Genomic DNA, 24,251 nt, shown 5'->3' with positions numbered 1-24,251 from the left:
GGGTTGCCACCCTCACTTCCCGCCGACCCCGAAAATCTCCTTCGCCGCCTGGATGAGCGGGGCCAGTTCCGAGCCCGGCCGGGCTCGGTCGGCATGCCAGGCCAGTGCCGTCGTGAGGTGCGGGTCGAGGTCGGCGAACGGCAGGGTCACCGTGTTCTCCAGGCGGTACAGCTGCATCGGGCTCTGCGGGTCCAGCATCGAGATCGAGAACGCGATCCCGCTCGACACCAGCTCCGCGATGCCCGAGTAGTCGCCCTGCGGCAGCCACAGCCGCTTGCGCACGCCGGCCGCGTTGAGCGCCGCGTCGAGTTCCTCGAAGTAGGCGGGCATGTTGTCACTCGGCGCGGGCACATAGGACAGTTCCGTCAGCTCCGCCAGCCGCACCGACTCGTGCCCCGCGAACCGGTCCGCCGGCACCACCGCGCCGAGCCGTTCCGCCAGCACCTCCGCCACCTCCAGCGCCGGATCCGCCACCGGGAGCCGGACCAGCGCGAGCGCGAGCCTCCCGTCGTGCACAGCCTCGACCAGTCCCGCGCTCGGCCCCGGCCACCGCTTGAGGTCGACCGAACCCCGCGCCTGCTCCGCCAGCACCTGCAGCTTCGCGCGCAGGCTCGGGTGCAACCCGGCGGGCACCCCGACGAACACCGTGCTCCGCTCGCCGTGCGCCGCCTCCCGCAGGCGCCATGGGATCGCTCCCACCCGCTCCAGCACGTCCCGCGCCAACGGCAGCAGCGCCTGCCCCGCCGGGGTCAGCTCGACCGCGTGCGTGCTGCGCTTGAACAGTTCCTGCCCCAGCTCGCGTTCGAGGTCCTTGACGCGGCGGCTCAACGGGGACGTCGCCATGTGCAGCTTCCGCGCCGCCTGGGAGTAGTTCAGCTCTTCGGCCACCGCCACGAAGTAACGCAGGTGAAACAACTCCACCCCGGCACCCTAACCCGGCACGATCCGCCCACGCGCGAACACCGCACGGACGCGGTGGACCGCCGTCAGGTCGGCGAGCGGATCACCGTCCACGGCGAGGATGTCGGCGTCGAAGCCGGGCGCCAGCCTGCCCTTGCGGTCGCCGAGCCCGCACGCCTCCGCCGCGTACCGCGTGACCAGCCGCAGCACCTCGTCGGGCGCCAGCCCGGCCTCGCCCGCGAGAACGATGCTGTGCCGCAGCACGTCGTGGGGTTTGGGCGGGGCGATTCCCGCGTCACTGCTGAGCACCATCCGCACGCCGGACCGGTGCAGCAGCCGGACGTTCTCGACGATCTTGGCCAGGCGCGAGCGGACCGCGGGGGCCACCACGCCCCCTCCGGGCACGGTACCCATCGTGGCCCCGACGACGATCCGCCGCTCGACGATGTCCCGCACCAGGTCCGGCGGGGGATCGTCCACCCCGTCCGCGGCCCAGAACGAGACGTGCTCCAGACCGTCCACATGCGCCTCGACGGCGTTGCGGATCGCTTGCGTGGCATGGACGTGCGCCGTCACGGGCAGGCCGAGCCGGTGCGCCTCCTCGACGGCCGCCCGCAGCTCGGGCACGTCGAACTGGGTGTCCTCCTGCCGGGTGCCCGGGGTGAGGGTGCCGCCGCTGGCCATGATCTTCACGACGTCCACGCCCCGCTCGGCGCGTTCCCGCACGGCGGCGCGCACCGCGTCCGGAGTGGGGTCGACCGCGCCGCCGAGGTAGTGGCAGTGCCCGCGCGGCGTGGTGAGCGGCGGCCCGGCGGCGAGGATCGTGGGCAGCCCGGGCTCGCCGCGCAGGCGCAGCGCCAGGTAACCGCGGTCGCCGAGGTCGCGCACCGTCGTGATGCCCGCGCGCAACGCGGTCCGGGCCGCCGTGCGCATCGCTTCGAGCGCCTGCTCGTCGTCGCGGTCGGCGAGCGCCGCGACGGGGTTCGCGCCGGCGTCGAAGGCGAGGTGGACGTGCGCGTCGACCAGCCCCGGCAACAGCGTCGCGGCACCGAGGTCGACCGCGTCCGGCGCGGGCACCCCGAACTCGACGGCGGTGATCCGTTCGCCGTCCAGCGTCAGCACGGGATTTTCCCGCAGCGCCGTCCCGTCGAAGAGTTTCGCCGCTCGCAGCCTCATCGGGAAATGCTACTCGCGAATCGCTCGTTCCACGTTCTCGATTCCGGTGCGGACTGTGGTGCCGTACGCGTCGTCGGCGAGTGCGTCCAGCCGCGCGCGGGCCTCCTCCAGATGCCGTCGGGCCGCGTCGATCGCGCCGAGCCTGCGGTAGTCCTCCGCCAGGTTCAGGTGCAGCGAGGGGTAGAAACCGCGCACCCGCAGCCCGTCGTGGTGGGCTCGCAGGCGTTCGTCGGTCAGCCGGCCGGCGGCGTCGAGGGCACGCACGTTCCACGCCAGTGACTCGGCGGGGTGCTCGCACAGGTCGGCGAGGTGGTGGGCCACCGTGCAGCGGTGCAGCGGGTCGCCGTCGGGTGTCCACAGCGCCGTCAACCGCTCCCGGTCGCCCGCCCGGACCGCTTCGGTGATCGCGAGCATCGTTTCGTCAGCCACGGCACGGCTCCAGTGGCATGGCCAGCGTGGTGGCGGTGCCATCGGTGGCGGAGCGGATCACGACGGGCAGGTCCGGCGCGGCGACCTCACACAGCAGCTCCGGGCCGACCGCGGTGGCGACCGCGTTCCGCAGGGTCGCGGCTTCGAAGGTCAGTCCCAGCGCGGCGACGTGGACCCGCCCTCCGGCTGCCTCCGGCAGCTCGTCACGGCGGAGCACGACCCTCCGGGAGGCCGGCGGCAACGCCGACAGCATCAGGCGGTAGTCCGGGAACGCGGGGTCGATCGTGGCGCAGCGGCGCCGTTCCGGGTCGGCCGACAGCGTGAGCGCGCCGGGGGTCAGTACCGGCGTCACCGACGGTTGCCCGGCGAGCCAGGGGAGGACCGCGGCGAGGCCGGATCGCGCCACCACGGCGGAGCCACGCTCGCCCTGCCGGATCGCCAGCGTGCGGGTGGCCAGCCGGTACCGGTCGGTGGCGGTCAGGGTGAGCTCGTCCGGAGCCAGTTCCACGAAGACCCCGGCCAGTCCGCCGGAATCCCCTGCCGCGGGCAGGACCTGCGCGAACGCGGCGGCCAGCGCCCTGCCGTCGACGACAGGGGCCAGCTGCCGTTTGATCGCGTCGGCGGCCTCGGCCGCGCGCGTGGCCCGCGCGGACAGCTCACGCACGTGCTCGTCGAGCAGCTCGTGTTCGCCGTCCAGGATGCGGGCCACCGCGTCCAGCGGCACGTCGATCTCGCGCAGCTGCCGGACGAGCCGGGCGCGGGCGCTCTGCTCCCGGCGGTAGTAGCGGTAACCGGTGGCCGGGTCGACCCGGGCGGGCACGAGCAGGCCGCAGTCGGCGTAGAAGCGCAGTGCGCCCGGGGTGAGGCCACTGGCCCGGGCGAGCGCTCCGATGGTGATCAGCACCCGCCCATCATGAAGTCTCGGGGAACCCGAAGGTCAAGCCGATTCCCGCAGCCGCAACGAGACCGGAAGCACGTGCCGCTGCGGGCGGACCGTCTCGCCGGCCAGCAGCGCCATCAGCGTGGCGACCATGTGCTGCACCTGCGCGGCCGGGTCCTGGTGCACCGTCGTCAGCGGCGGGTGCATCGCGGTGGCGAGTGCGGGGTGGTCGTCGAAACCGATCACCGCGACGTCGTCCGGCACGCGGCGGCCTGCTTCGTGCAGCGCGCGCAACGCACCGGCGGCCATGAGGTCGCTGGCCACGAACACCCCGTTCAGGAACGGGTCTCGCTTCAGCAGCCGGGTCATCGCGGCGCGTCCGCCCTCGAAGGTGAAGTCCGCTTCCTCGGACAGACCTGACATACCCGCGCGGATGAGGGTCTTGCGCCAGCCCTCCAGCCGGTGCACCGCGGCTGTCTGGTCCTGCGGGCCCGCGACCGTCGCGATCTGGAGTCTTCCACTGTCCATCAGGTGCTCCACAGCCAGTCGCGCGCCGTCGCAGTTGTCGAAGTCGACCACGTGCACCCCGCGCGTGATGTTGCCGGGCTGTCCGCCGTACACGATGGGGATCCGCAACAGCCGCAGCGCGCGGGGGAGGGGATCCGCCTTGTGCGGGGCGAACACGAGCGCGCCGTCCACGTGCCCGCCCTCCAGGAAGCGCAGCGTGCGGGCGTGGTCGTCGCGACCGTCGTTGAACATCAACACCATCTGGCTGCCCGACGCGGCCAGCTCCCGGTAGCCCGCGCGCATGACGGCGGTACGGTACGGGTCGCTCAGCACGACCTCCTCCGGCTCGGACAGCACCACCGCGACCGCGCCGGTCCGCCGCGTCACCAGCGAACGGGCCGCCTGGTTCGGGGAGTAGCCGAGATCGCGCGCGGCCGCCAGCACGGCGTCCCGGGCGCGGGAGCTGACGTTCGCGTCGCCGTTCAGGGCCCGCGAAGCGGTGGAACGGGAGACCCCGGCGAAGGCCGCCACGTCCTCCAGCGTCGGCCTCTCGTCCTGGCTGCTCGTCACTGTGCGTCCTTTCGCTGGGAGCGCTTCCAACCCTATCGCACCTTGACACCAACGGTGACAACGAACACACTGGGCCGCGTTCTGGGAGCGCTCCCAGTTTTCTCAGACCTCCAGAGCAAGGGGTTGACGTGCGACACCTTCACAAGGGCGTGAGCTTCGCGATCGGACTGGCGGTGCTCGGCGCGAGCCTGACCGCCTGCGGTGGCGGTGGCGGCTCGGCCGGAGCGGGGGACGCCGGTGGGCAGATCGAACTGACCATCGGCACGTTCACCGAGTTCGGCTACGAGAGCCTGCTGCCCGAGTACGAGCGGCTGCACCCGAACATCAAGATCACCCACCACAAGACCGGCGAGGGCGGTCCCTACCACCAGAACCTGATCACCAAGCTGGCGGCGGGTTCCGGGCTGGAGGACGTCGTCGCCGTGGAGGAGGGCCACTTCTCCGACATCGTCGACAAGGGCAGCAAGTTCAACGACCTCACCGAGATCGGCCCCAAGGACGCGAGCGCGGACCGGTGGCTCCCCTGGAAGTACGACGGCGGCAAGGACAAGGACGGCCGTCTCATCGGCTACGGCACGGACATCGGCCCGCTCGCCCTGTGCTACCGCAAGGACCTGCTGGCCGCGGCGAACCTGCCGTCGGACCCCGAGGGCGTGAAAGCGCTCTTCGCGAGCTGGGACACGTACTTCGCGGCCGGACAGTCCTATGTGGCCAAAACCGGGAAGCCGTGGTTCGACGCCTCCTCGCAGCTGTACAACTCGATGGTCAACCAGCTCGACGTCGGCTACTTCGACCGCAACGACAACCTGACGATCGACAGCAACCCGGGCATCAAGCAGGCGTGGGACCGCGTGACCACCGCGATCCAGCAGGGGCAGTCGGCCAAGCTGATCGCGTTCGGCAACGAGTGGAAGACCGGCTTCGCGCAGGGCGCCTTCGCCACCACCGTGTGCCCGTCGTGGATGCTCGGCGTGGTCAAGGAGGACGCAGGCCCGGCGAACGCGGGCAAGTGGGCGGTCACCGACGCGTTCCCCAACGGCGGCGGCAACTGGGGCGGCTCGTACCTGACGGTGCCGAAGCAGAGCAAGCACCCGAAGGAGGCCGCCGAGCTCGCGGCCTGGCTCACCGCGCCCGAGCAGCAGCTGAAGGCGTTCCAGGCCAAGGGAAACTTCCCGAGCCAGACGCAGGCGCTCACCTCACCGGAGCTGCTGAACGCCACGGACGACTACTTCGGCGGCGTCAAGGTCGGCGAGCTGTACGCCGAGCAGGCGCGCAAGGTCACGAAGGCGCAGTACAAGGGCCCCGGTGACGGCCAGATCCAGGAGAACGTCACGAGCCCGGCGCTGCAGGGCGTCGAACAGGGCAAGTCACCCGCCGAAGCCTGGCAACAGGTCGTCGACGGCGCGAAGAAGATCGCGAAGTAGGGATCGGGGGGGACAGGATGACGAGTACCGTGCTCGAACCGCGGCAGCGGGCGTCGCGGCCGGGGCCGGTCAAGCCGACGCTGCGGGAACGGCTCGCGCGGTGGGACGTGAAGGTTTCGCCGTACCTCTACATCGCGCCGTTCTTCGTGGTGTTCGGGATCGCCGGCCTGTTCCCCCTGCTCTACACGGCGTACGTGTCGCTGTTCGACTGGGAGGTCGGCGACGACCACCCGAAGTTCCTCGGCCTCGGCAACTACGTCGACCTGATGGGCGACGGGCAGTTCTGGCACGCGCTGGGCAACACGTTGTCCATCTTCGTGCTCTCCAGCGGCCCGCAGGTGGTGATCGCCGTGCTGCTGGCCGCCCTGCTGAACACCCGGCTGCGCTGGCCCACCGGCTGGCGCATCGGGGTCCTGCTGCCGTACGCGGCGAGCCTCGTGGCGCTGGGCATCATCTTCGCCAACCTGTTCGGGCCGAACTACGGGCTGGTCAACTCGATCCTCGAAGCATTCGGGCTGGACCGGGTCGACTGGCAGGCCAACCGGTTCGCCAGCCACGTCGCGATCGCGACGATGGTCAACTGGCGGTGGACGGGCTACAACGCGCTGATCGTGCTCGCCGCCATGCAGGCGCTGCCGAAGGAAGTGATGGAGGCGGCGGTGGTCGACGGCGCCGGCGCGATCCGCCGGTTCGTCAGCGTCACGCTGCCCATGCTGCGGCCCACGCTGGTGTTCGTGGTGATCACCTCGACCATCGGCGGGCTGCAGATCTTCACCGAGCCGAAGCTGTTCGACGCGATGCCGGGCTCGAACAACGGCGGCTCCTCGCACCAGTTCCAGACCGTGACGCTCTACCTGTACCAGTCCGGGTTCGAGAGCTTCGACCTCGGCTACGCGTCGGCGATCGCGTGGGTGCTGTTCCTGCTCATCATCGTCATCGCGTTGCTGAACTTCCTGCTCACCCGGCGGATGGGACGGATCCGATGATCGCCAGGCTCGGCCGCGCGAACCCGCTCGTCTACGTGGCGCTGGGCGTGTTCGTGCTCGTGTCGTTCTTCCCGTTCTACTGGCAGTTCCTGGTCGCCAGCCGGGACGCCTCGATGCTGTCCGACCACCTGCCGTCGCTGCTGCCGGGCGGGAACTTCTTCGCCAACGCGGCGCGGGTGTTCGACGTGGTGGCGTTCTGGAAGGCGCTCGGCAACAGCCTCATCGTGTCCGGCACGGTCACGCTGACCACGGTGCTGTTCTCGTCGCTGGCCGGGTTCGCGTTCGCCAAGCTGCGCTTCCGCGGCAGCAACCCGCTGTTCGTGTTCATCGTGGTGACGCTCGCGGTGCCGACCCAGCTCGGCGTGATCCCGCTGTTCATCGCGATGGCGAAGTTCGGCTGGGCCGGGCACCTGCAGGCGGTGATCGTGCCGAACCTGGTGACCGCGTTCGGCGTGTTCTGGATGCGACAGTACACAGTGGACGCCGTCCCGTACGAGCTGATCGAGGCGGCGCGGGTGGACGGCTGCAGCGTCTTCCGCACCTTCCTCAACGTGTGCCTGCCCGCAGTGCGCCCGGCCGCCGCGGTGCTGGCGATGTTCACGTTCATGATGTCCTGGAACGACTTCCTGTGGCCGCTCATCGTGCTCGACGCGGAGAACCCGACGGTGCAGCTCGCGTTGGAGCGGCTGCAGAGCGGCTACTACGTCGACTACTCACTGGTCCTGGCGGGCACGACGCTGGCCACGATCCCGATCCTCATCGTCTTCCTGCTGCTCGGCCGCCAGATCGTGGCCGGGATCATGCAGGGCGCTGTGAAAGGTTGAGCATGTCCGTACTCGGTGCACAGGTGGCGGCGGCGCTGGAGTTCCCGCCGGGGTTCCGGTGGGGCGCCAGCACCGCCGCGTTCCAGATCGAAGGCGCGACCGCGGAGGACGGGCGCACCGACTCGATCTGGGACGCCTTCTGCCGCCGTCCCGGCGCGGTCGCGGGCGGCGACACCGGCGAACCCGCGGCCGACCACTACCACCGCCCCACCGAGGACGTCGCGCTGATGCGGGAGCTCGGGTTCGGCGCCTACCGGTTCTCCGTCGCGTGGTCGCGCGTCCGTCCCGACGGCGGCGCGGCCAACCCGCGGGGCTTGGACTTCTACGACCGGCTGACCGACGAGCTGCTCGCCAACGGCATCGAGCCGTGGGCGACGCTGTACCACTTCGACCTGCCGCAGGCGCTGGAGGAGACCGGCGGCTGGGCGAACCGGGACACGGCGTACCGGTTCGCCGAATTCGCGGCCACGACGGTGGAACGGCTCGGCGACCGCATCCCGTTCTGGTCCACTTTGAACGAACCGTGGTGCTCGGCGTTCCTCGGCTACGGGTCGGGGGTGCACGCGCCGGGACGCCGGGAACCGGCCGCGGCCGCGGCGGCCGCGCACCACCTGCTGCTGGCGCACGGGCTCGCGATGCCGGAGCTGCGCCGGTACGCGCCGTCGGCGCAGTCGGGCATCACGCTGAACCTGTACCCGGTGTCGGGGGCGGACGAGGAAGCGGTGCGGCGGATCGACGGCCTGCAGAACCGGCTGTTCCTCGACCCCGTGCTGCTGGGCCGGTATCCGGACGACCTGCTGGCGGACCTGGCGCCGTTCGGTTTTCCGGTGCGCGACGGGGATGTGGAGCTGATCGGCGCCCCGATCGACGTGCTGGGCGTCAACTACTACCGCGGTTACGAGGTGACGCGCGACCCGGCGCTGGGCGAACCCGCGGGCCCGGAGTGGATCGGCGCGCGGGACGTGCGGTTCATCCCCGACCCGCACGCCGAACGCACGGACTCCGGGTGGCAGGTGGAGCCGGCGAAACTGACGGACACGCTGCTGCGCGTGCACCGCGACTATCCGGCGGTTCCCTTGTACATCACCGAAAACGGGGCGGCCTACCCGGACGCGGTGGGCCCGGACGGCGAGATCGCGGACACCGGCCGGATCGCGTTCCTGGAGAGCCACCTGCGCGCGGCCCACGCGGCGCTCGCGCAGGGCGTGGACCTGCGAGGGTTCTTCTACTGGTCGTTGCTGGACAACTTCGAATGGGCCGAGGGCTATGCGAAACGCTTCGGACTGGTGCACGTGGACTACGAATCCCAGCGGCGGACGCCGAAGCGCTCCGCCGCCTGGTACGCCCAGGTCATCGCGGCGAACGGACTGGGCTGAGCGGGCCGGGGCGGCGCGGGCCGGAGACCCGCGCCGCTCAGGCCGCCACGTGGAAGGGCACCGTCGCCACGTCCGCCGCCACCGGCGGGCACTCGACGAACAACGCCGTCGCGTTGTCCGAGCCGCCCTCGGCGAGGGCCGCCGCGGTGAGGGCGTCCGCCGAGTTGGCCGGGCGCCGCAGCAGTTCCGCCATCGCCGAGAGGCCCAGCGTCTTGTGCACGCCGTCACTGGTCAGCAGCAGTCCCGCCGGGCCGGGCACCTCCGCCGAGCCGAACTCGGCCGCGTCCGCCGTGCGGACGCTCGTCGTCACGAGGTGCTCCATGCGCGGGCTGGGCGCCTGCCCGTGGTCGCGGAAGTACTGCGCCACCGTGTGGTCACGGGTCACCTGGCGCAGGCACGTCCCGTCCCACGCGTACGCCCGGACGTCCCCGACCCACGCGACGCCGTAGCCGTGCTCGCCGGCCACCGCGACGACGAGCACGCAGTCACCCGCCGACGCGTCGGCGCGGACGGCCTCCTGCGCGGCGAGCAACGCGGCTTCGGGACCATCCGGATAAGGGGAACGGGTCGCCGCCGCGACGGCGATCCGGGCGGCGTGGGCGGCGCCGGGAGAGTCGCCCACGCCGTCGGCCAAGGCGAACACAGCCCGGCCGGGCGAGACGGCGACGGCGTCGACGTTCACGCCGCGCGGTCCCTGGACGCTGGCCGCGTGCCAGCCGGGGGCGGAAGTGCGGTTCATGCGGCCCTCCTTCGGCCTGTGGTGCCCAGTCTCACCCGCCGGGCTGTGCTCCGCCTGAGGAACGGGTGAAGTGATCCTGTGCTTCACCCGTTCAACACGTAGACGGTGGTGTTTCCTACCGTCGTCGCTGTGAAGTGCGCCTCGACCCACGACTGGATCTCGCTCGCGGACGAGTCGCTCCCACCCGTTCCGCCGCCCTGGCCGCCGGAGATGTAGTACGTGATCTCCCCGTCGGCGACGTAGGACTGGAACTGCGCGAGCGTCGGAGAGTCGTCGGTTCCGCTCCAGCCGCCGATCGCGATCACGGCCTTGCCGCTGGAAAGTTCCAGCTCCGCGGCGGTCTGCGAGCTGCTCACCGCGGCCGCCCACTGGGTCGTGGTGCCGGACAGCAGCGTCGAGAGTCCGGTACTGGAAGCGCTCCCACCCATGCCCGTGCCCATGCCGCCCATGGCGCTGGTCGACGGCCCGGAGGTGGGGATCGAGCCGGTGTGCGCGGTGCCCGCGGTGGTCACCGCGTAGGCCGTGCTGCCGAGCCCGAGCGTGAGCACGGTCGCGGTGAGCACCACCGCCGCCGCGCGCCGGAACTGGTGCACGCCCATCCCGATGCAGGTCGCCGCGAGCAGACCCAGCACGGCGACGACGAACTTGAGCCACGGCAGGTAGTCCGCGGTGCGCGCGAGCAGGATGTAGTCCCAGATCGCGGTCACGGCGACCATCGCGGCCAGCACGACGCGGGCGGGCAGGTGGTGGCGCCCGAGCCACAGCGCCCGGCCCGAAATCGCGACCAGCGCGGCGATCGCCGGGGCCAGCTGGACCGAGTAGTACGGGTGCACGGTGCCGCTCATGAAACTGAACACCAGCCCGGTGACCAGCAGCCAGCCGCCCCACACCACGAGAGCCAGCCGCGTCCGGTCGGTGCGCGGGGCGTGCCGGGTGAACCACAGTCCGGCGCCGAGACCGATCAACGCGGCGGGCAGCAGCCACGAAATCTCGGTGCCGAACGAGGAACCGAACATCCGGAACAGCCCGGTGCCGCCGCCGAAGCTCGTGTTCCCGCCACCGCCCGTACCGCCGCCACCGGCATTGCCCTCGCCACCGAAGATCCGGCCGAGGCCGTTGTAACCCAGCGCCAGCTCCAGCAGGCTGTTGTTCGTCGACCCGCCGATGTACGGCCTGCTGTCCGCGGGCCAGAGCTCCACGAGCGCGACGTACCACCCGGCGGAGACGACCACCGCGACCGCGGCGCCGAGCAGGTGCAGCAAACGCTTGCGCAGGCTCGTCGGTGCGACGATCAGGTACCCGATCGCGAACGCGGGCAGCACCAGGAACGCCTGCATCATCTTCGTCAGGAAGCCGAACCCGATCGCCACGCCGGCGAGCGCGAGCCACTTCCCGCTGGCCTTCTCCGCGGCCCGCACGGTGCAGTACGCGGCCGCGACGAGCAGCAGCACGAGGAACGCGTCCGGGTTGTCGAACCGGAACATCAGCACGGCCACCGGCGTCAGCGCGAGCGCCGCCCCGGCGACCAGTCCGGCCACCGGGCCGGAGGTGCGTTTGACGGTCGCGTAGAGGAGGCCGACCGAGCCGATGCCCATCAGCGCCTGCGGGGCCAGGACGGTGAAGCTGGAGAACCCGAAGGTCCGCGCGAACGCCACCGTCACCCACAGCGCGGCGGGCGGTTTGTCGACGGTGATCGAGTTGCCGGAGTCGAGCGAGCCGAACAGCCAGGCCTTCCAGTTCTCGGTACCGGCCTGGATCGCGGCGGCGTAGAAGCTGTTGCCGTAGCCGGAAGCCGTGAGGTCCCACAGGTACAGCACCGCGGTCAGGCCGAGCAGGGCGAACACGGCGGGCCGCTGCCACTTCGGCCTTGCGGGCGGCGCTTCGGCGCGGTGCTGCGCGACCGGTCGCGTGAGGACGCTGGTCATCGGTTGTCCCCGATCTTGACGTTCGCCTGGCGCCGCGGGTGGAACACCCAGCCACGCAGCAGGACGAAGCGGAGGATGGTGGCGGCCAGGTTGGCCACCACCAGTACGGTCAGTTCGAGCGCGACGTTCGCCGTGCTCAGCAACGCCAGCGAACCGCTCGTGAGCACGAGCCCGAGGCCGAACACGAGCAGGCCCTCGAACTGGTGCCGCACGGCCCCGGCGGACCCGCGGACGCCGAACGTGAGCCTGCGGTTCACGGCGGTGTTCGCGATCGCGGTGACCCCGAGCGCGAGGAAGTTCGCCGCCTGCGCGCCCATGCCCAGGCGCAGCAGGAGGAACAGCACGAGGTAGGCCAGCGTGCTGCCGGCACCGACGGCCGCGAACCGCACCAGCTGCGTGGCGAGTTTCGGCGGCACACCCGGGGTGGACACGCCGATCGGCGTACGGCCCAGCTGGGCCCGCAGCTCGGCGACTGGGAGCGCTCCCGTCGCGAAGCCGCGGATCATCCTGGCGACGCCCTTGAGGTCCGCGGTGGCCGTCGCGACGATGTCCACGGAGGAATCCGGATCGTCCACCCAGTCGACCGGAACCTCGTGCGTGCGCAGCCCCGCGCGCTGCGCCAGCACCAGCAGCTCGGTGTCGAAGAACCAGCCGGTGTCCTCGACGAGCGGCAGGAGCTGCTTCGCGACGTCGGCGCGGATCGCCTTGAACCCGCACTGCGCGTCGGAGAACTTCGCCGCCAGCGTGCCGCGCAGGATCAGGTTGTAGCAGCGGGAGATGAACTCCCGCTTGGGCCCGCGCACCACGCGTGCCCCGCGGGCGAGCCGGGAGCCGATGGCCAGGTCCGAGTGCCCGGAGACGAGCGGTGCGACGAGCGGTCCCAGCGCGGCGAGGTCGGTCGACAGGTCGACGTCCATGTAGGCCAGCACCGGAGCGTCCGAAGTGGACCAGACCGCTTTCAGTGCCCGCCCACGGCCCTTCTGGTCCAGGTGGTGCACCTCGACCTCGGCGAACTCGCGGGCCAGCCGTTCGGCGACGGGCAGGGTGGCGTCGGTGCTCGCGTTGTCGGCGATGGTGATCCGGAAGCGGTAGGGCAGCGTGGCCGACAAGTGTGCGTGCAGCCGGCGGATGCCCGGTTCCAGGTCGGTTTCCTCGTTGTACACGGGAATGACGACGTCGAGGACCGGGCCTGTGGTGCGCGTGTCGACCGGAGTCGTGCCCGGGCGGGGAATCATCGTGGCTGTCATGCCTCCACGGTTCCCGTCCGCGCTGGGGTGTCCTTGTGCTTGCCCTGTGGCGCTTCTGTGAGGGAAAAGAAGAAGGGCTCCTTCCGCGGGATGGCACGGAAGGAGCCCTTCGGGAACGGCGGTCAGGTGGTCAGGTCGTAGACGGTAGTACCGTCCACAGTGGTCGCCGTGAAGTTCTGCGCGACCCATTGCGCGATCTCCTGCGCGTCGTCACTGCCCGAGCTGCCGCCCATCTGCGAGCCCGAGCCGACGAAGTAGTGGATCTCCTTGTCCTTCACCAGTTCCTGGAACTGCGCGAGCGTCGGGGCGGGGTCGGTGCCGTTGAACCCGCCGACCGCCATCACGGGCACGTCCGCCGCGAGCTGGTAGCTGGCCGCGGGGTTCGACCCGACGGTCGCCGCCGCCCACCTGTACGAGCCGCTGTTCTGTTGCAGCAGGGAAACCAGCGCCTGGCTCGGCGTGGAGGTGGTGAGCAGGCTGCCGATACCGCCGCCGCGACCGCCACCCTGGCCACCACCCGGCATGCCGCCGGTGAAGTTCCCACGCGGCCCGCCGCCTCCGCCACCGCCGAAGCCGCTGCTGTTCGGCCCCGCGGACGGGATCGCACCGGTGTGCGAGGTGGCGGCGGTCGCCACTGTGTAACCCGCGGGACCGGCCAGCGCCGCGACGAGCGCGAGCACCGCGACGCCACGGGCCGCCGGGCGGGGGAGCCGGTCGGCGACCACCACGAGCGCCGCCGCCCCGAGACCGAGCACGAGCGCGAAGTACTTCAGCCAGGGCTGCCAGTCCGAGTTCAGCAGCACCAGGTACGCGGTCAGCCCGCTGAGCGCGACGCCGCTGGACAGCAGCCCGGCCGCGATGGGATGGGAGCGCTCCCGCCACAACCGGTCCGCCCCGGCACCCACGAGCGCCGCCACGGCCGGAGCCAGCGCGACCGTGTAGTACGGGTGGATGATGCCGCTCATGTAGCTGAACACGCCGCCGGTGATGACGAGCCAGCCGCCCCAGACGATCGCCGACGCCCGCGTCAGGTCGGTGCGCGGGGCACGCCACGTCAGCCAGATCAACGCACCCAGTGCGAGCACCGCCGCGGGCAGCAGCCACGCGATCCCGCCCGCCATCTCACTGCCGAACAGCCGCGCCCAGCTGCCGCTGCTCTGCGCGCCGCCGAGGCTGCCGACCTCGTCACCGGTGATGCGGCCGAAACCGTTGTAGCCGAAGGCGAGTTCGAGGATGCTGTTGGTCTGAGAACCGCCGATGAACGGGCGGCTCCACGTCGGCCACAGCTCGACGACGGCGATGTACCAGCCCGCGGAGACGAGCATCGCGACGAGCGCGCCGAACAGGTGCAGAAAGCGCTTTCCGAGCGATGCCGGCGCGGCAACCAGGTAGGCGAGGCCGAACGCGGGCAGCACGAGGAACGCCTGCAGCATCTTCGCGAGGAACCCGAACCCGACGGCGACCCCGGCGAGCGCGAGCCACTTCGGGCTCGCCTTCTCCGCGGCCCGCAGGGTCGCGTAGGCCCCCACGATGAGCAGCAGGACCATCAGCGCGTCCGGGTTGTTGAACCGGAACATCAACGCCGCCACGGGAGTCAGCGCCAGCACGCCGCCCGCGAGCAGCCCGGCCCGCGGCCCGCTGACCCGCCGCACCGTCACGTACAGCAGGCCCACCGACGCGACGCCCATCAGCGCCTCGGGCACCAGGATGCTCCACGAGCTGAGCCCGAAGATCCGCACCGACAGGCCCATGACCCACAGCGAGGCCGGGGTCTTGTCGACCGTGATCGCGTTCGACGGGTCGCTGGAGCCGAAGAACAACGCCTTCCAGCTCTCGCCGCCCGCCTGCGCCGCGGCCGAGTAGAACGCGTTCGCCCAGCCCGAGGAGCCCAGGCCCACCAGGTAGAGCAGCGCGGTGGCCGCCAGCAGCCCGAGCAGGACCGGCCGCACCCAGCGTGGGTCGCCGGGACGGCCGCGCAACGGGTGGCGGCGGGAGTTGGGAGGGCTCTCGGAAACGGGCCGGGCCAGTACTGTCATGAGCCCACCTTCTCGACCCGACCTTGGCCGTCCTTGTGCCGTTCCTGTGGAAAACCTGTGCGTGGCAGCCGCACCTCGAACTCCGTGCGGCCCGGCCTGCTCTGCACGTGCACCAGCCCGTGGTGGGCGCTCACGACGGCCGCGACGATCGCCATCCCGAGCCCGGTGCTCCCGGCCGCGCGCGAACGGGAGGAGTCGCCGCGCGCGAACCGTTCGAACACGTGCGGCAGCAGGTCGGGCGCGATGCCGGGACCGTTGTCGGTCACCGTGAGCACGGCGCTGCCGTCCGCCGAGACGGCCAGCCGCGTGGTGACCGTCGTGCCCGGCGGGGTGTGGGTGCGCCCGTTCGCGAGCAGGTTCGCGAGGACCTGGTGGAGCCGCTGCGCGTCGCCGGCCACGGCGACCGGTTCGTCCGGCAGCTCCAGCCGCCAGCGGTGCTGGGGACCGGCGATGTGCGCGTCGCCGACGGCGTCCGCGACCAGTCTCGCGAGGTCCACTTCGGACCGTTCGAGTGGTCGTCCGGCGTCGAGGCGGGCCAGCAGGAGCAGGTCGTCGACGAGCGTCGTCATCCGGGCGGCCTCGGACTCGACGCGGTTCATGGCGTGCGCGATCTCCGGTGGCACCCGGCCGTTCGAGCGGCGGGTCAGCTCGGCGTAGCCGCGGATCGCGGCCAGGGGAGTGCGCAGCTCGTGGCTGGCGTCGGCGACGAACTGCCGGACCCGCATCTCGCTCGCCTGCCGCGCGTCGAGCGCGTTGTCGATGTGCACGAGCATGCGGTTGAGCGCGTAACCGACCTGGCCGACCTCGGTCGTGGGATCGGTATCGGTCACCGGCACGCGGACCGACAACGCGACCTCACCGCGGTCGAGCGGCAGTTCCGTCACGCGCGAGGCCGCGGCGGCGACCCGGTCGAGCGGGCGCAGCGTGCGGCGGACGACGAACGCGCCGACGACACCCGCGCCCAGCACCGCGACGGCCGCGACCCCGCCGAGGATCAGCCCGACGGTGAGCAGGGTCGTGTTGGCTTGGTCCAGCGGCAGCCCGAACACCTCGACGCCGCTGTTCGTGGAGATCGCGAGGACGCGGTACTCGCCGTAGCTGAGCGAGACGGTTTGGGGACTGCCGCCCACGGCCACCTTGTCGAGCGTGGTCAGGTCGTCGTCGCCGAGCTCCTGCGGCACGGGCACGTGCGAACCCGGTGCGGTGTCGAGGATCTCGCCGTGCGGCTGGCTGCCGGAGACCCAGGCGTGCACCGTCCCGGCGGTGGTACCCGAGGCGTCGAGCGGGTCGCCGTGCTCGGGGCCGCCGTGGGTGAACACCTGCGACCGGTTCACCGCGTCCCGCAGCTGGTCGTCGACCTGCCGGGTGAGGAAGGCGTTCAGGGCGAACTCGCTGATCACGCCGATGACCAGGCACACCACGGTGAGCAACGCGACCAGCGCGGCGATGAGCCTCGTCCGCAGCGGCCGCACCCGGGCAGCTCTCGGCAGTTTCACAATGCCGACGATCGCCGGTGTTCGTGTGGGGTCCTTGTGCGCTTCCTGTGAGGCGGCTGTGTGATTGCCGGTACCGGACAACCACAGCAAGCCTTCATGCCGGCCACAGAAACCGCACAGACTGTGCTTGAAAGCTGAACGGCATGACTACCGAACAGCTTCCCCAGACCGAGCAGCAGTGGGGCGCCCCGCAACAGCGGCCCGCCCTGCGCTGGTCCCCGCGCAAGACCATCGCCGCCGTCGCGATCGCGGTCGGGGTGGCCGCCGCCGGCGGTGCCGCGATCTACGCCGCGAGCGGCTCGTCCGACGCCTCGACCTCGATGCAGGGCGGGCCGGGTGGTGGGCAGATGTCCGGACCGGGCGGGCAGTCATCGGCGCTCACCAGCGCGCTGCACGGCGAGTTCGTGGTGTCCGACGGCAACGGCGGCTACACCACCGAGCTGACGCAGACGGGCAAGGTGACGGCGATCAGCTCGACCTCCGTGACCACCCAGAGCAGCGACGGCTACAGCAAGACCTACACGATCGGCAGCGGCACGGCGGTCAGCGACATCACGACGGGCGACACGGTGACCGTGGTGGCCACGGTCTCCGGGAACAACGCCACCGTCGAGTCACTGACCGAAGGCACCGCGGCCGGCCAGCAGCAGGGCGCCCTGCCGCGCCGCGACGAGGAGAGCTGAGCCGTGGGGCTGCGGGAAACGGGGGTGCGGCGCATCGCGCTGGTGACCACTGGGATCGCTCTCACCGGCGTGGCGGGGGCGACGGTCGTGGCGATGGTGGTGGACGACAACGCGACGGCGTCGACGTCGTCTTCGTCTTCGTCCACATCGGACAGTCAGTCGGGTTTCAGCGACGACAGCGGCCTGTCGAGCGGCAGCGGCCCGGCGCACGGCTCGTCGGGAGGATCGTGATGAACGTTCTGCTGGAGGGGGACACGGTCGCGCAGTGGCCGGTGTGGAGCACGACGGCCTGGGTGGTCGTCACGGACCCGGCGGCGCTGGCGGACGCGCGGGAGCTGGTGGAGGTCGAGCTGGCGGCTGTGGACCGGGCGTGCAGCCGGTTCCGCCCGGACTCGGAGCTGGCGGCCGTCGAGCGCGCGGACGGGGAAGTCGAGGTCAGCACCCTGCTGGCGGACCTGATGGCCGCCGCACTGGAAGCGGCACACCGCACGGACGGCGACGTCGATCCGACGCTGGGCAACGCCCTGGTGCAGCTGGGCTACGACCGGGGTCTGCCGCCGGTTCCGGGCCCGCCGATCCCGGTGCAGGTCCGCCCGGCGCCGGGCTGGCGGCGGATCCGGCTGGCAGACCGCAGGCTGATGGTGCCTTCGGACGTGCACGTGGACCTGGGCGCGACGGCGAAGGCGTGGACGGCGGACCGCTGCGCGCGGCTCGTCGCGGGCGCGCTGGGTGTCGGAGTGCTGGTCGAACTGGGCGGCGACCTGGCCACGGCGGGCGCCGGTCCGGCCGAGGGGTGGCGGATCTTCGTGCGGGACCAGCCGGGCGATCCGGCGTGCGTGGTGACCGTGCCGAGCGGCGCCGCGATGGCGACGTCCAGCACGTCGAGCCGCACCTGGCGCAGCGGCGACCGGTTGTTGCACCACGTGCTCGACCCGCGCACCTGCCAGCCCGCCGACCGGGTGTGGCGCAGCGCGACGGTGGTGGCGGACCGCTGCGTGGACGCGAACACCTGGACAACGGCGGCGCTGGTCCGGGGCAAGGCCGCCCCGCCCTGGCTGGCGGACCTCGGAGTCCCCGCACGCCTCGTCGACCAGTCCGGCAAGGTCCACTCCCTGGGCGGCTGGCCGGAGGAGCCGTGAAGCACCACCCGGTCCCGCCACCCACCCGACGGCTGCCACCGACCTCCGGTGGCGCGCGAAGCCGCACCCGCCCAACCACCCGCCCAACCACCCGCCCAACCACCCGCCCAACCACCCGCCCAACCACCCGCCCGGCGGCCGCCCCGCGCCCTTTCGCGGCGACCGGAGGCTTCCACCCGCTTGCGGCAGCTGCGGATCACCGGCCGCCGCCTGGGCCGCCCCCCGATCCATACCGACCGCTGCTCCCACCCCACCTCGGCCGCCGCGAGCCACCACCCACCCCAATCCCGGAGGAGTCATGACCGCCACCGCACTGTGGGACTTCGGCCGGGCCACCGGCGTCGTCGCGCTCGTGTTGCTCACCTTGTCGATGGTGCTCGGCGTCGCGACGCGCTCCGGGCGGCCCGCGCCGTGGCTGCCGCGCTTCGCCGTCACCGAGGTGCACCGCAACGTCAGCCTCCTGTCCTCGGTCTTCCTCGCCCTGCACGTGGTCCTGCTGCTGTTCGACCCGTACGCGATGCTGCGCCTGTTCGACTTCGTCCTCCCGTTCGCCGGGAACTACCGCCCGTTCTGGCAGGGCCTCGGCACCGTCGCGCTCGACGTGCTCCTCGCGCTCGTCGTCACCAGCCTGCTGCGACACCGTCTCGGCCGGCGTACGTGGCGCGCCGTCCACTGGGCCGCGTACGCGCTCTGGCCGATCGCCCTCGCCCACGCCCTCGGCACGGGCACCGACAGCTTCTCCCCCTGGTTCCTCACCCTCGCGGTGCTCTGCGTCCTCGCGGTGGCCGGCGCGCTCTGCTGGCGCCTGTCCGCCCGCTTCGCCGAACGCCGCACCCCCGCCCGCCTGGAGACCGCCGTATGACCGCCGTTGTCACCGTCACCGGGCTGCTCGACGCGGCCGCCCCGGACCTGCCCGCGCACCTGGCCCGCAGCGGGCCCATCCCGTGGCGCCGCCCCCTCGTCGAGCACCTCCGGCAGGCGGGGCTCACCGGACGTGGTGGTGCCGGATTTCCCGTGTGGCGCAAGCTTTCCACCGTCGCCGAAGGGGCCTCGCCCGTCGTGGTCGCCAACGCCGCCGAGGGCGAACCCGCCAGTGCCAAGGACCACACGCTGCTCACCCGCGCCCCGCACCTCGTGCTCGACGGGCTGCAGCTCGCCGCCGAGGCCGTCCGCGCTGCGGAGGCATACCTCTATGTGCCGCGCGGCCCAGCCGCCGATGCTGTCCTGAGAGCGCTCCCAGAACGGTCAACTTGGGACGCCCTGCCCGTGACCGTCGTGACCGCGCCGGACTACTTCGTCGCGGGACAGGAGTCGGCCGTCGTCGCCGCGATCGAGGGCCGACCCGCGCTGCCCGCCGACCGGCTCGACCTCACCGCCCGTTCGGGTGTGCGCGGCAGGCCGACGCTCGTGCAGAACGTCGAGACCCTGGCGCACGTCGCGCAGATCGCGCGGTACGGGCCGGAATGGTTCCGGCAGCGCGGAACCGCCGCGGAACCGGGCACGTTCCTCGCCACCGTCAGCGGTGCCGTCCGGCAGGGCGGTGTGGTCGAGGCGCCCCTCGGCATCCCGCTCGACGACCTGCTCGCCCGTGCCGGTGGCCCGGCGCGGAACCTGCGGGCGGTGCTCGTCGGCGGCTACCACGGCACCTGGATCCCGGCGTCCGACGTCCGGATCCCGTTGTCCCGCGCGGCACTCGGCCCGCTCGGTGGTTCCGTCGGCGCCGGGGTCGTGGTGGCGCTGGACGACGGCCAGTGCGGACTGGAGGTGGCCACGGGGATCGTGACCTACCTCGCGAACCAGAGCGCCCGGCAGTGCGGGCCCTGCCTCAACGGCCTGCCCGCGCTGGCGCGGACCATGACGGCGCTCGTGCGCGGCGAGGGCCGGCCCGAGCAGGCCCACCGGCTCGCGGACCTCGTCGAACGGCGGGGCGCGTGCCACCACCCGGACGGCGCGGCGCGGTTCGTCCGCAGCAGCCTCGCCGTCTTCGGCGACGAGATCGCGTGCCACCTGCGGGGCGGCTGCGCGGCGAGGAGGACGGCGTGAAACTGCACATCGACTGGACCGCGTGCGACGGCCGCGGCCTCTGCACGGAACTGCTGCCGGAGACGCTCACCCGCGACCCGTGGGGCTACCCGGTGCCCCGCGACGGCGCCCGGGAGCCCGCGATCCACCCGGAGCTGCAGGCACACGCCGAACGAGCGGCCCGCCTCTGCCCGACGCTCGCCCTGCGCCTCCGGTCGGGGGAGTAGCCCACCCGGCCAGTGGACGACACGGCTTCGCGAGGCCGGGCCTGCACTCTCACCGGCCCCGCGACCCGGCTCGACCCGCCGCCGGTGGACGGCACGGCTCCACGACCCGCCGCCGTGCCCCGCCTCGTGGGATCCCGCGACCCGGCTCAACCCGCCGCCGCCGGTGGACGGCACCCGGCTCCACGACCCGCCGCCGTGCCTCGCCTCGTGGGATCCCGCGACCTGGCTCGATCCGCCGCCGGTGGACGGCACGGCTCCACGACCCGCCGGCGTGCCTCGCCTCGCGGGACCCCGCGACGCCGCTCGACCACCCGCCACCACCACCGGTGACGGCACCCGGCTTCGCGACCCGCCGCCGTGCCCCGCCTCCCGGGCCCCGCGCCCCGGCTCGACCCACCGCCGGTGGACGACACGGCTTCGCCAGTCGCTCCCGAAACAAAGGCACCCCGGCACAAGGCCCGGCTCACCCCGCCAGGTCGTGCGCCTCCGCCGGCACCGAGAACTCCTCGCTCCGTACCGCGGGCTCCGGCACGTGGTGCTCGGCCAGCACCGACCGCACCACGCGTGCCATCGGCCGCGGCGCGCACACCAGCCACTCGTCCACCTTGGCCGGGTGCAGGCGGCACGCCAGCAGCGCCCGCAGGCGCCGCGCGTCGAGGCCGCCCGCGTGGTAGCGCTCGAAGCAGATCGCCAGCGCCGAGCCGACGCTCTCGAACAGCCGGGCCGGGTGCGGCGACCGCAGGTCGGGGTCCTGCTCGTCGGTCCGGAAGTGCTCGATCCGCAGCCGTCCCTCGAACCGGCGGGCGAGCGCGGTCAGCTCGTCGGCGAACATCGTGCTCGTGCCGCAGCGGTTGGTGTACAGCAGCGTCGCCCGGCTCCTCGGCGACGTGGCCAGCTCGTGCGCCAGCATCGGCAGCAACGGCGCGATCCCGACGCCCGCCGCCACCGCCACCACGTGCTTCCCGCGCCGCGACGGCCCCAGCACGAACTGCCCCGCGGGCGGCCGCACCGCCAGCCGGTCACCGGCCCGCAGCTGCGTCGTCGCGTACGTCGACAGCTGACCGCCCGGCACCCGCTTGATCGCCACCCGCAGCTCCGCGTCACCGGGGCATGAGCTGATCGCATACGGCCGGGTGACGGGCTCTCCCTCGATGGTCGCGCGTAGCACCACGTGCTGTCCGGGGGTGAAGCGGAACTCCTCACCCAGATGAGCCGGCACGGTGAAACCGACCTCGACCGCCTGCTCCGTGAGCTGCCGCACGCTCGACACCACCAACGAGTGGAAGACGCCGGGGCAGGCCGGCGCCGGGGGAGCGCTGCGCGGCGGCTCGTGGTCGGCCCGCCACGCCTGCGGGTACAGGTAGAACGGCAGGTTCGGGTACCGGCTGTGCACCCGGTGGTAGCTGCGGGCGTCGGGCGGCAGGTTCCGCGGGAACCAGTCGAACCACCACGCGGACAGCCCGAGCGCGATCCGCTGCGGCAGCAGGTACACCACCACGAGCTCCCAGCCGTGCCCCGTCACGGCCACCGCGGCCAGCGTCCCGGGCACCAGCAGGAGCAGCCCCAGCGACTCGGCCACCTCCAGCTGCGGCCGGTCGGCGATGCGCTTGAAGTACGCCCACAGGTGCCACAGGTCGGTGACCATCCAGCGCAGCGGCAGCTGCCACGCCGGGCCGCGCACGTTCCACTGCGTCAGGTGCCCCTCGCTGCGCCGCCGGTGCTGCTCCAGGTGCAGGTACCGGCCCGAGGCGAACGCCCCGACGGCCGACACGAACGGCATCGCCAGCCGCCCCACCACGTCGTTGAGCCAGGTCAGCCGCCCGGCCGCGTGGTGGGCGCACTCGTGCACCACCACGAACATCGCGAACATGGCGGCGACGTGCAGCGGCACCGTGACCCACGGGGACGCCACGTGGGTGAGCGAGAGCCAGGCCACCGCCGCGCCGAGCGCGAGGGCGCCGGCGAACAGCAGGAGCGTGGGGGTGACCACGGCCGGCATCCGCACCCGGAGCCGGGGCAGTGGCACTGCGGCCGCGGAGGCCGGCACCGCCTGTACTCCAGTCACGACCGGCTCCTCGCCGATAGGGGGACCGTGCTGCTGGAAGAAGGTAGACAAAAGCAGGGGAGATGTAAACTTCCGCTTCGGTCCCGGCCCTGCTTGCAGGCCCGACCCCGGCCTGGCTGGTCGCTGGCCTAGACTCGGGACTTCGGGCACGCGTGTGTCCACCACCAACCCCTGTACGGCTCGAGGAGAACACGTTGAAGAGCACCGTCGAGCAGCTCAGCCCGACGCGAGTCAAGATCAATGTCGAGGTGCCGTTCGACGAACTCAAACCGAACTTCGACCGCGCCTACCGCAAGATCGCCCAGCAGGTGCGCATCCCGGGCTTCCGGCCCGGCAAGGCGCCCGCTCGCGTCCTGGAAAGCCGGATCGGCCGCGCGCCGGTGCTCGATGAGGTCGTCAACGAGGCCATCCCGGCCAAGTACCTGGAGGCCGTGCGCGCCGGCGAGGTGCGCACCCTCGGCCAGCCCGACTTCGAGGTCACCAAGCTCGAGGACCGCGAGGTGCTGGAGTTCACCGCCGAGGTGGACATCCGCCCGGAGATCGCGCTGCCCGAGCTGGACGGCCTCACCGTGTCGGTCGACGACGTCGAGGTCACCGACGAGGAGGTCGACGCCGAGCTGGACAACCTGCGCGCGCGCTTCGGCACCTTGACCGGCGTCGACCGCCCGGCGCAGGACGGCGACTTCGTGTCGATCGACCTGTCGGCCACCGTCGACGGTGAGGAGGTCGAGGAGGCCGCGACGCAGGGCCTGTCCTACGAGATCGGCTCCGGCCAGCTCGTCGAGGGCATCGACGACGCGATCATCGGCGCGAACGCGGGCGAGACCAAGACCTTCACCACCAAGCTGGTGGCGGGCCAGTTCGCCGGCCAGGACGCCGAGGTGTCGGTCACCGTGCAGAGCATCAAGCAGCGCGAGCTGCCCGAGGCCGACGACGAGTTCGCCCAGCTGGCCAGCGAGTTCGACACCATCGACGAGCTGAAGGCGGACCTGCGCGAGCGGCTCGCGAAGATGAAGAAGGTCCAGCAGGGCGTGCAGGCCCGCGACAAGATCCTCGAGCAGCTGCTCGAGAACGTCGAGGTGCCGCTGCCGGAGAAGGTCGTCGAGGCCGAGGTCGAGAGCCGCAAGCACGACGCCGTCCACGACCTGGACCACAGCGAGGAGGCGCTCGCCCAGCTGCTGGAGTCCCAGGGCCGCACCCTCGACGAGTTCAACGAGGAGGTGCGCGCGGAGTCCGAGAAGGCCGTGCGCACGCAGCTGCTGCTGGACACGATCGCCGACGCCGAGCAGACCAGCGTCAACGACGCCGAGCTGACCGAGCGGATCATCTACCAGGCGCAGCGCTTCGGCATCAGCCCCGACGAGTACGTGCAGCGGGCCCAGCAGTCCGGGCAGCTCTCGGCCATCTACGCGGACGTGCGCCGCGGCAAGGCGCTGGCCTCGGTCGTGCGCCGGGCGACGGTCACCGACGCCTCCGGCGCCGAGGTGGACCTCGAAGACCTGTTCGGCAGGGACGAGGACGAGGCGGCTCCCGAGACCCCGGCGAATGAGACCGAGGTCACCGAGGCCGCGGAGTCCGCGGACGAAAAGTAAAGCTCTGA

Annotated in this window: 22 protein-coding genes; 11 read left to right on the top strand and 11 right to left on the bottom strand. The window is 72.1% G+C overall.

All coding sequences use genetic code 11. The features are described 5' to 3' along the window. Positions 1 to 12 precede the first annotated feature (12 nt). Genes FHX82_RS14300 through FHX82_RS14280 form a run of 5 tightly spaced genes read right to left on the bottom strand, consistent with a single transcriptional unit; the run spans position 13 to position 4,462 of the window. Positions 13 to 921: a LysR family transcriptional regulator gene (locus FHX82_RS14300; protein WP_145936831.1), complete on the bottom strand. Its 909-nt coding sequence runs from the start codon at positions 919 to 921 to the stop codon at positions 13 to 15. A 9-nt stretch (positions 922 to 930) separates the two neighbouring features. Beyond that, positions 931 to 2,076: an amidohydrolase family protein gene (locus FHX82_RS14295; protein ID WP_145936830.1), complete on the bottom strand. Its 1,146-nt coding sequence runs from the start codon at positions 2,074 to 2,076 to the stop codon at positions 931 to 933. 9 nt (positions 2,077 to 2,085) lie between these two features. Further along, positions 2,086 to 2,505 (bottom strand): hypothetical protein, encoded by a 420-nt coding sequence (locus FHX82_RS14290; protein ID WP_229880897.1) that lies wholly within the window; start codon positions 2,503 to 2,505, stop codon positions 2,086 to 2,088. Then, the gene (locus FHX82_RS14285; protein ID WP_145936828.1) at positions 2,498 to 3,409 is read right to left on the bottom strand and encodes a DNA polymerase III subunit beta family protein; all 912 of its coding nucleotides are present in this window, start codon (positions 3,407 to 3,409) and stop codon (positions 2,498 to 2,500) included. Before FHX82_RS14285 ends, FHX82_RS14290 begins: the two co-directional genes overlap by 8 nt. A gap of 33 nt (positions 3,410 to 3,442) precedes the next feature. Next, positions 3,443 to 4,462: a LacI family DNA-binding transcriptional regulator gene (locus tag FHX82_RS14280; RefSeq protein WP_145936827.1), complete on the bottom strand. Its 1,020-nt coding sequence runs from the start codon at positions 4,460 to 4,462 to the stop codon at positions 3,443 to 3,445. A gap of 149 nt (positions 4,463 to 4,611) precedes the next feature. Between FHX82_RS14280 and FHX82_RS14275 the strand changes: the two genes are divergently transcribed. Genes FHX82_RS14275 through FHX82_RS14260 form a run of 4 tightly spaced genes read left to right on the top strand, consistent with a single transcriptional unit; the run spans position 4,612 to position 9,072 of the window. Further along, on the top strand, positions 4,612 to 5,886 hold the full coding sequence (locus FHX82_RS14275; protein WP_373308641.1) for an ABC transporter substrate-binding protein: 1,275 nt from the start codon (positions 4,612 to 4,614) through the stop codon (positions 5,884 to 5,886). A 17-nt stretch (positions 5,887 to 5,903) separates the two neighbouring features. Then, positions 5,904 to 6,872 carry a carbohydrate ABC transporter permease gene (locus tag FHX82_RS14270; protein WP_145936825.1) on the top strand — a complete coding sequence of 323 codons (969 nt, stop codon included), beginning with the start codon at positions 5,904 to 5,906 and terminating at the stop codon, positions 6,870 to 6,872. Next, a complete protein-coding gene (locus FHX82_RS14265; RefSeq protein WP_145936824.1) occupies positions 6,869 to 7,696 on the top strand; it encodes a carbohydrate ABC transporter permease in 828 nt (275 codons plus the stop codon). The genes FHX82_RS14270 and FHX82_RS14265 overlap by 4 nt, the downstream gene beginning before the upstream one ends. Positions 7,697 to 7,698: 2 nt before the next feature. Beyond that, a complete protein-coding gene (locus FHX82_RS14260) occupies positions 7,699 to 9,072 on the top strand; it encodes a GH1 family beta-glucosidase (protein WP_145936823.1) in 1,374 nt (457 codons plus the stop codon). Positions 9,073 to 9,109: 37 nt separating this feature from the next. Here the strand turns inward: FHX82_RS14260 and FHX82_RS14255 are convergent, their stop codons facing one another. The 5 genes from FHX82_RS14255 to FHX82_RS14235 form a co-directional block, all read right to left on the bottom strand. Then, the gene (locus tag FHX82_RS14255; RefSeq protein WP_145936822.1) at positions 9,110 to 9,811 is read right to left on the bottom strand and encodes a PP2C family protein-serine/threonine phosphatase; all 702 of its coding nucleotides are present in this window, start codon (positions 9,809 to 9,811) and stop codon (positions 9,110 to 9,112) included. An 83-nt stretch (positions 9,812 to 9,894) separates the two neighbouring features. Then, positions 9,895 to 11,736: a glycosyltransferase family 39 protein gene (locus FHX82_RS14250; RefSeq protein ID WP_145936821.1), complete on the bottom strand. Its 1,842-nt coding sequence runs from the start codon at positions 11,734 to 11,736 to the stop codon at positions 9,895 to 9,897. Continuing rightward, positions 11,733 to 12,983, bottom strand: coding sequence for a bifunctional glycosyltransferase family 2/GtrA family protein (locus FHX82_RS14245; RefSeq protein ID WP_145936820.1), 1,251 nt, complete (start codon positions 12,981 to 12,983; stop codon positions 11,733 to 11,735). The genes FHX82_RS14250 and FHX82_RS14245 overlap by 4 nt, the downstream gene beginning before the upstream one ends. A 122-nt stretch (positions 12,984 to 13,105) precedes the next feature. Continuing rightward, on the bottom strand, positions 13,106 to 15,019 hold the full coding sequence (locus tag FHX82_RS14240; RefSeq protein ID WP_145936819.1) for a glycosyltransferase family 39 protein: 1,914 nt from the start codon (positions 15,017 to 15,019) through the stop codon (positions 13,106 to 13,108). Next, positions 15,016 to 16,515, bottom strand: a complete 1,500-nt coding sequence (locus FHX82_RS14235) for a sensor histidine kinase (protein WP_229880895.1) — start codon at positions 16,513 to 16,515, stop codon at positions 15,016 to 15,018. The genes FHX82_RS14240 and FHX82_RS14235 overlap by 4 nt, the downstream gene beginning before the upstream one ends. Before the next feature lie 143 nt (positions 16,516 to 16,658). Between FHX82_RS14235 and FHX82_RS14230 the strand changes: the two genes are divergently transcribed. From FHX82_RS14230 to FHX82_RS14205, 6 genes are all read left to right on the top strand, one after another. Next, positions 16,659 to 17,198 carry a hypothetical protein gene (locus FHX82_RS14230; RefSeq protein WP_145936818.1) on the top strand — a complete coding sequence of 180 codons (540 nt, stop codon included), beginning with the start codon at positions 16,659 to 16,661 and terminating at the stop codon, positions 17,196 to 17,198. Positions 17,199 to 17,201: 3 nt separating this feature from the next. Continuing rightward, positions 17,202 to 17,429: a hypothetical protein gene (locus tag FHX82_RS14225; RefSeq protein ID WP_145936817.1), complete on the top strand. Its 228-nt coding sequence runs from the start codon at positions 17,202 to 17,204 to the stop codon at positions 17,427 to 17,429. Continuing rightward, positions 17,429 to 18,337, top strand: coding sequence for an FAD:protein FMN transferase (locus tag FHX82_RS14220; RefSeq protein WP_145936816.1), 909 nt, complete (start codon positions 17,429 to 17,431; stop codon positions 18,335 to 18,337). Before FHX82_RS14225 ends, FHX82_RS14220 begins: the two co-directional genes overlap by 1 nt. Before the next feature lie 298 nt (positions 18,338 to 18,635). Continuing rightward, entirely contained in the window at positions 18,636 to 19,199 is a 564-nt protein-coding gene (locus tag FHX82_RS14215) for a ferric reductase-like transmembrane domain-containing protein (protein WP_145939369.1), read from the top strand. Then, positions 19,196 to 20,380: an NADH-ubiquinone oxidoreductase-F iron-sulfur binding region domain-containing protein gene (locus FHX82_RS14210; protein WP_145939370.1), complete on the top strand. Its 1,185-nt coding sequence runs from the start codon at positions 19,196 to 19,198 to the stop codon at positions 20,378 to 20,380. Before FHX82_RS14215 ends, FHX82_RS14210 begins: the two co-directional genes overlap by 4 nt. Next, positions 20,377 to 20,586, top strand: a complete 210-nt coding sequence (locus tag FHX82_RS14205) for a ferredoxin (protein ID WP_229880893.1) — start codon at positions 20,377 to 20,379, stop codon at positions 20,584 to 20,586. Before FHX82_RS14210 ends, FHX82_RS14205 begins: the two co-directional genes overlap by 4 nt. A gap of 463 nt (positions 20,587 to 21,049) precedes the next feature. On the opposite strand, the gene FHX82_RS14200 is transcribed toward FHX82_RS14205, so the two are convergent. After that, the gene (locus tag FHX82_RS14200) at positions 21,050 to 22,651 is read right to left on the bottom strand and encodes an FAD-binding oxidoreductase (RefSeq protein WP_229880890.1); all 1,602 of its coding nucleotides are present in this window, start codon (positions 22,649 to 22,651) and stop codon (positions 21,050 to 21,052) included. Positions 22,652 to 22,845: 194 nt separating this feature from the next. Here FHX82_RS14200 and tig point away from each other — a divergent pair, with 194 nt between their 5' ends. Then, entirely contained in the window at positions 22,846 to 24,243 is a 1,398-nt protein-coding gene (gene tig / locus FHX82_RS14195) for a trigger factor (RefSeq protein WP_145938485.1), read from the top strand. Positions 24,244 to 24,251: the final 8 nt, after the last annotated feature.

Source organism: Amycolatopsis bartoniae, assembly GCF_014191255.1.
GTDB classification, from domain to species: Bacteria; Actinomycetota; Actinomycetes; order Mycobacteriales; family Pseudonocardiaceae; genus Amycolatopsis_E; species Amycolatopsis_E bartoniae.
Note: the sequence above shows the minus strand (reverse complement) of the source record. Positions and strands in the feature narration are given on the sequence as shown.

Bases quoted from the DNA above. Each gene is read 5' to 3' on its own strand.
- FHX82_RS14210 (WP_145939370.1), top strand. From the start codon at position 19,196: ATGACCGCCGTTGTCACCGTCACCGGGCTGCTCGACGCGGCCGCCCCG.
- FHX82_RS14250 (WP_145936821.1), bottom strand. From the start codon at position 11,736: ATGACCAGCGTCCTCACGCGACCGGTCGCGCAGCACCGCGCCGAAGCG.
- FHX82_RS14215 (WP_145939369.1), top strand. From the start codon at position 18,636: ATGACCGCCACCGCACTGTGGGACTTCGGCCGGGCCACCGGCGTCGTC.
- FHX82_RS14245 (WP_145936820.1), bottom strand. From the start codon at position 12,983: ATGACAGCCACGATGATTCCCCGCCCGGGCACGACTCCGGTCGACACG.
- FHX82_RS14260 (WP_145936823.1), top strand. From the start codon at position 7,699: ATGTCCGTACTCGGTGCACAGGTGGCGGCGGCGCTGGAGTTCCCGCCG.
- FHX82_RS14255 (WP_145936822.1), bottom strand. From the start codon at position 9,811: ATGAACCGCACTTCCGCCCCCGGCTGGCACGCGGCCAGCGTCCAGGGA.
- FHX82_RS14295 (WP_145936830.1), bottom strand. From the start codon at position 2,076: ATGAGGCTGCGAGCGGCGAAACTCTTCGACGGGACGGCGCTGCGGGAA.
- FHX82_RS14230 (WP_145936818.1), top strand. From the start codon at position 16,659: ATGACTACCGAACAGCTTCCCCAGACCGAGCAGCAGTGGGGCGCCCCG.
- FHX82_RS14265 (WP_145936824.1), top strand. From the start codon at position 6,869: ATGATCGCCAGGCTCGGCCGCGCGAACCCGCTCGTCTACGTGGCGCTG.
- FHX82_RS14270 (WP_145936825.1), top strand. From the start codon at position 5,904: ATGACGAGTACCGTGCTCGAACCGCGGCAGCGGGCGTCGCGGCCGGGG.
- FHX82_RS14240 (WP_145936819.1), bottom strand. From the start codon at position 15,019: ATGACAGTACTGGCCCGGCCCGTTTCCGAGAGCCCTCCCAACTCCCGC.
- FHX82_RS14220 (WP_145936816.1), top strand. From the start codon at position 17,429: ATGAACGTTCTGCTGGAGGGGGACACGGTCGCGCAGTGGCCGGTGTGG.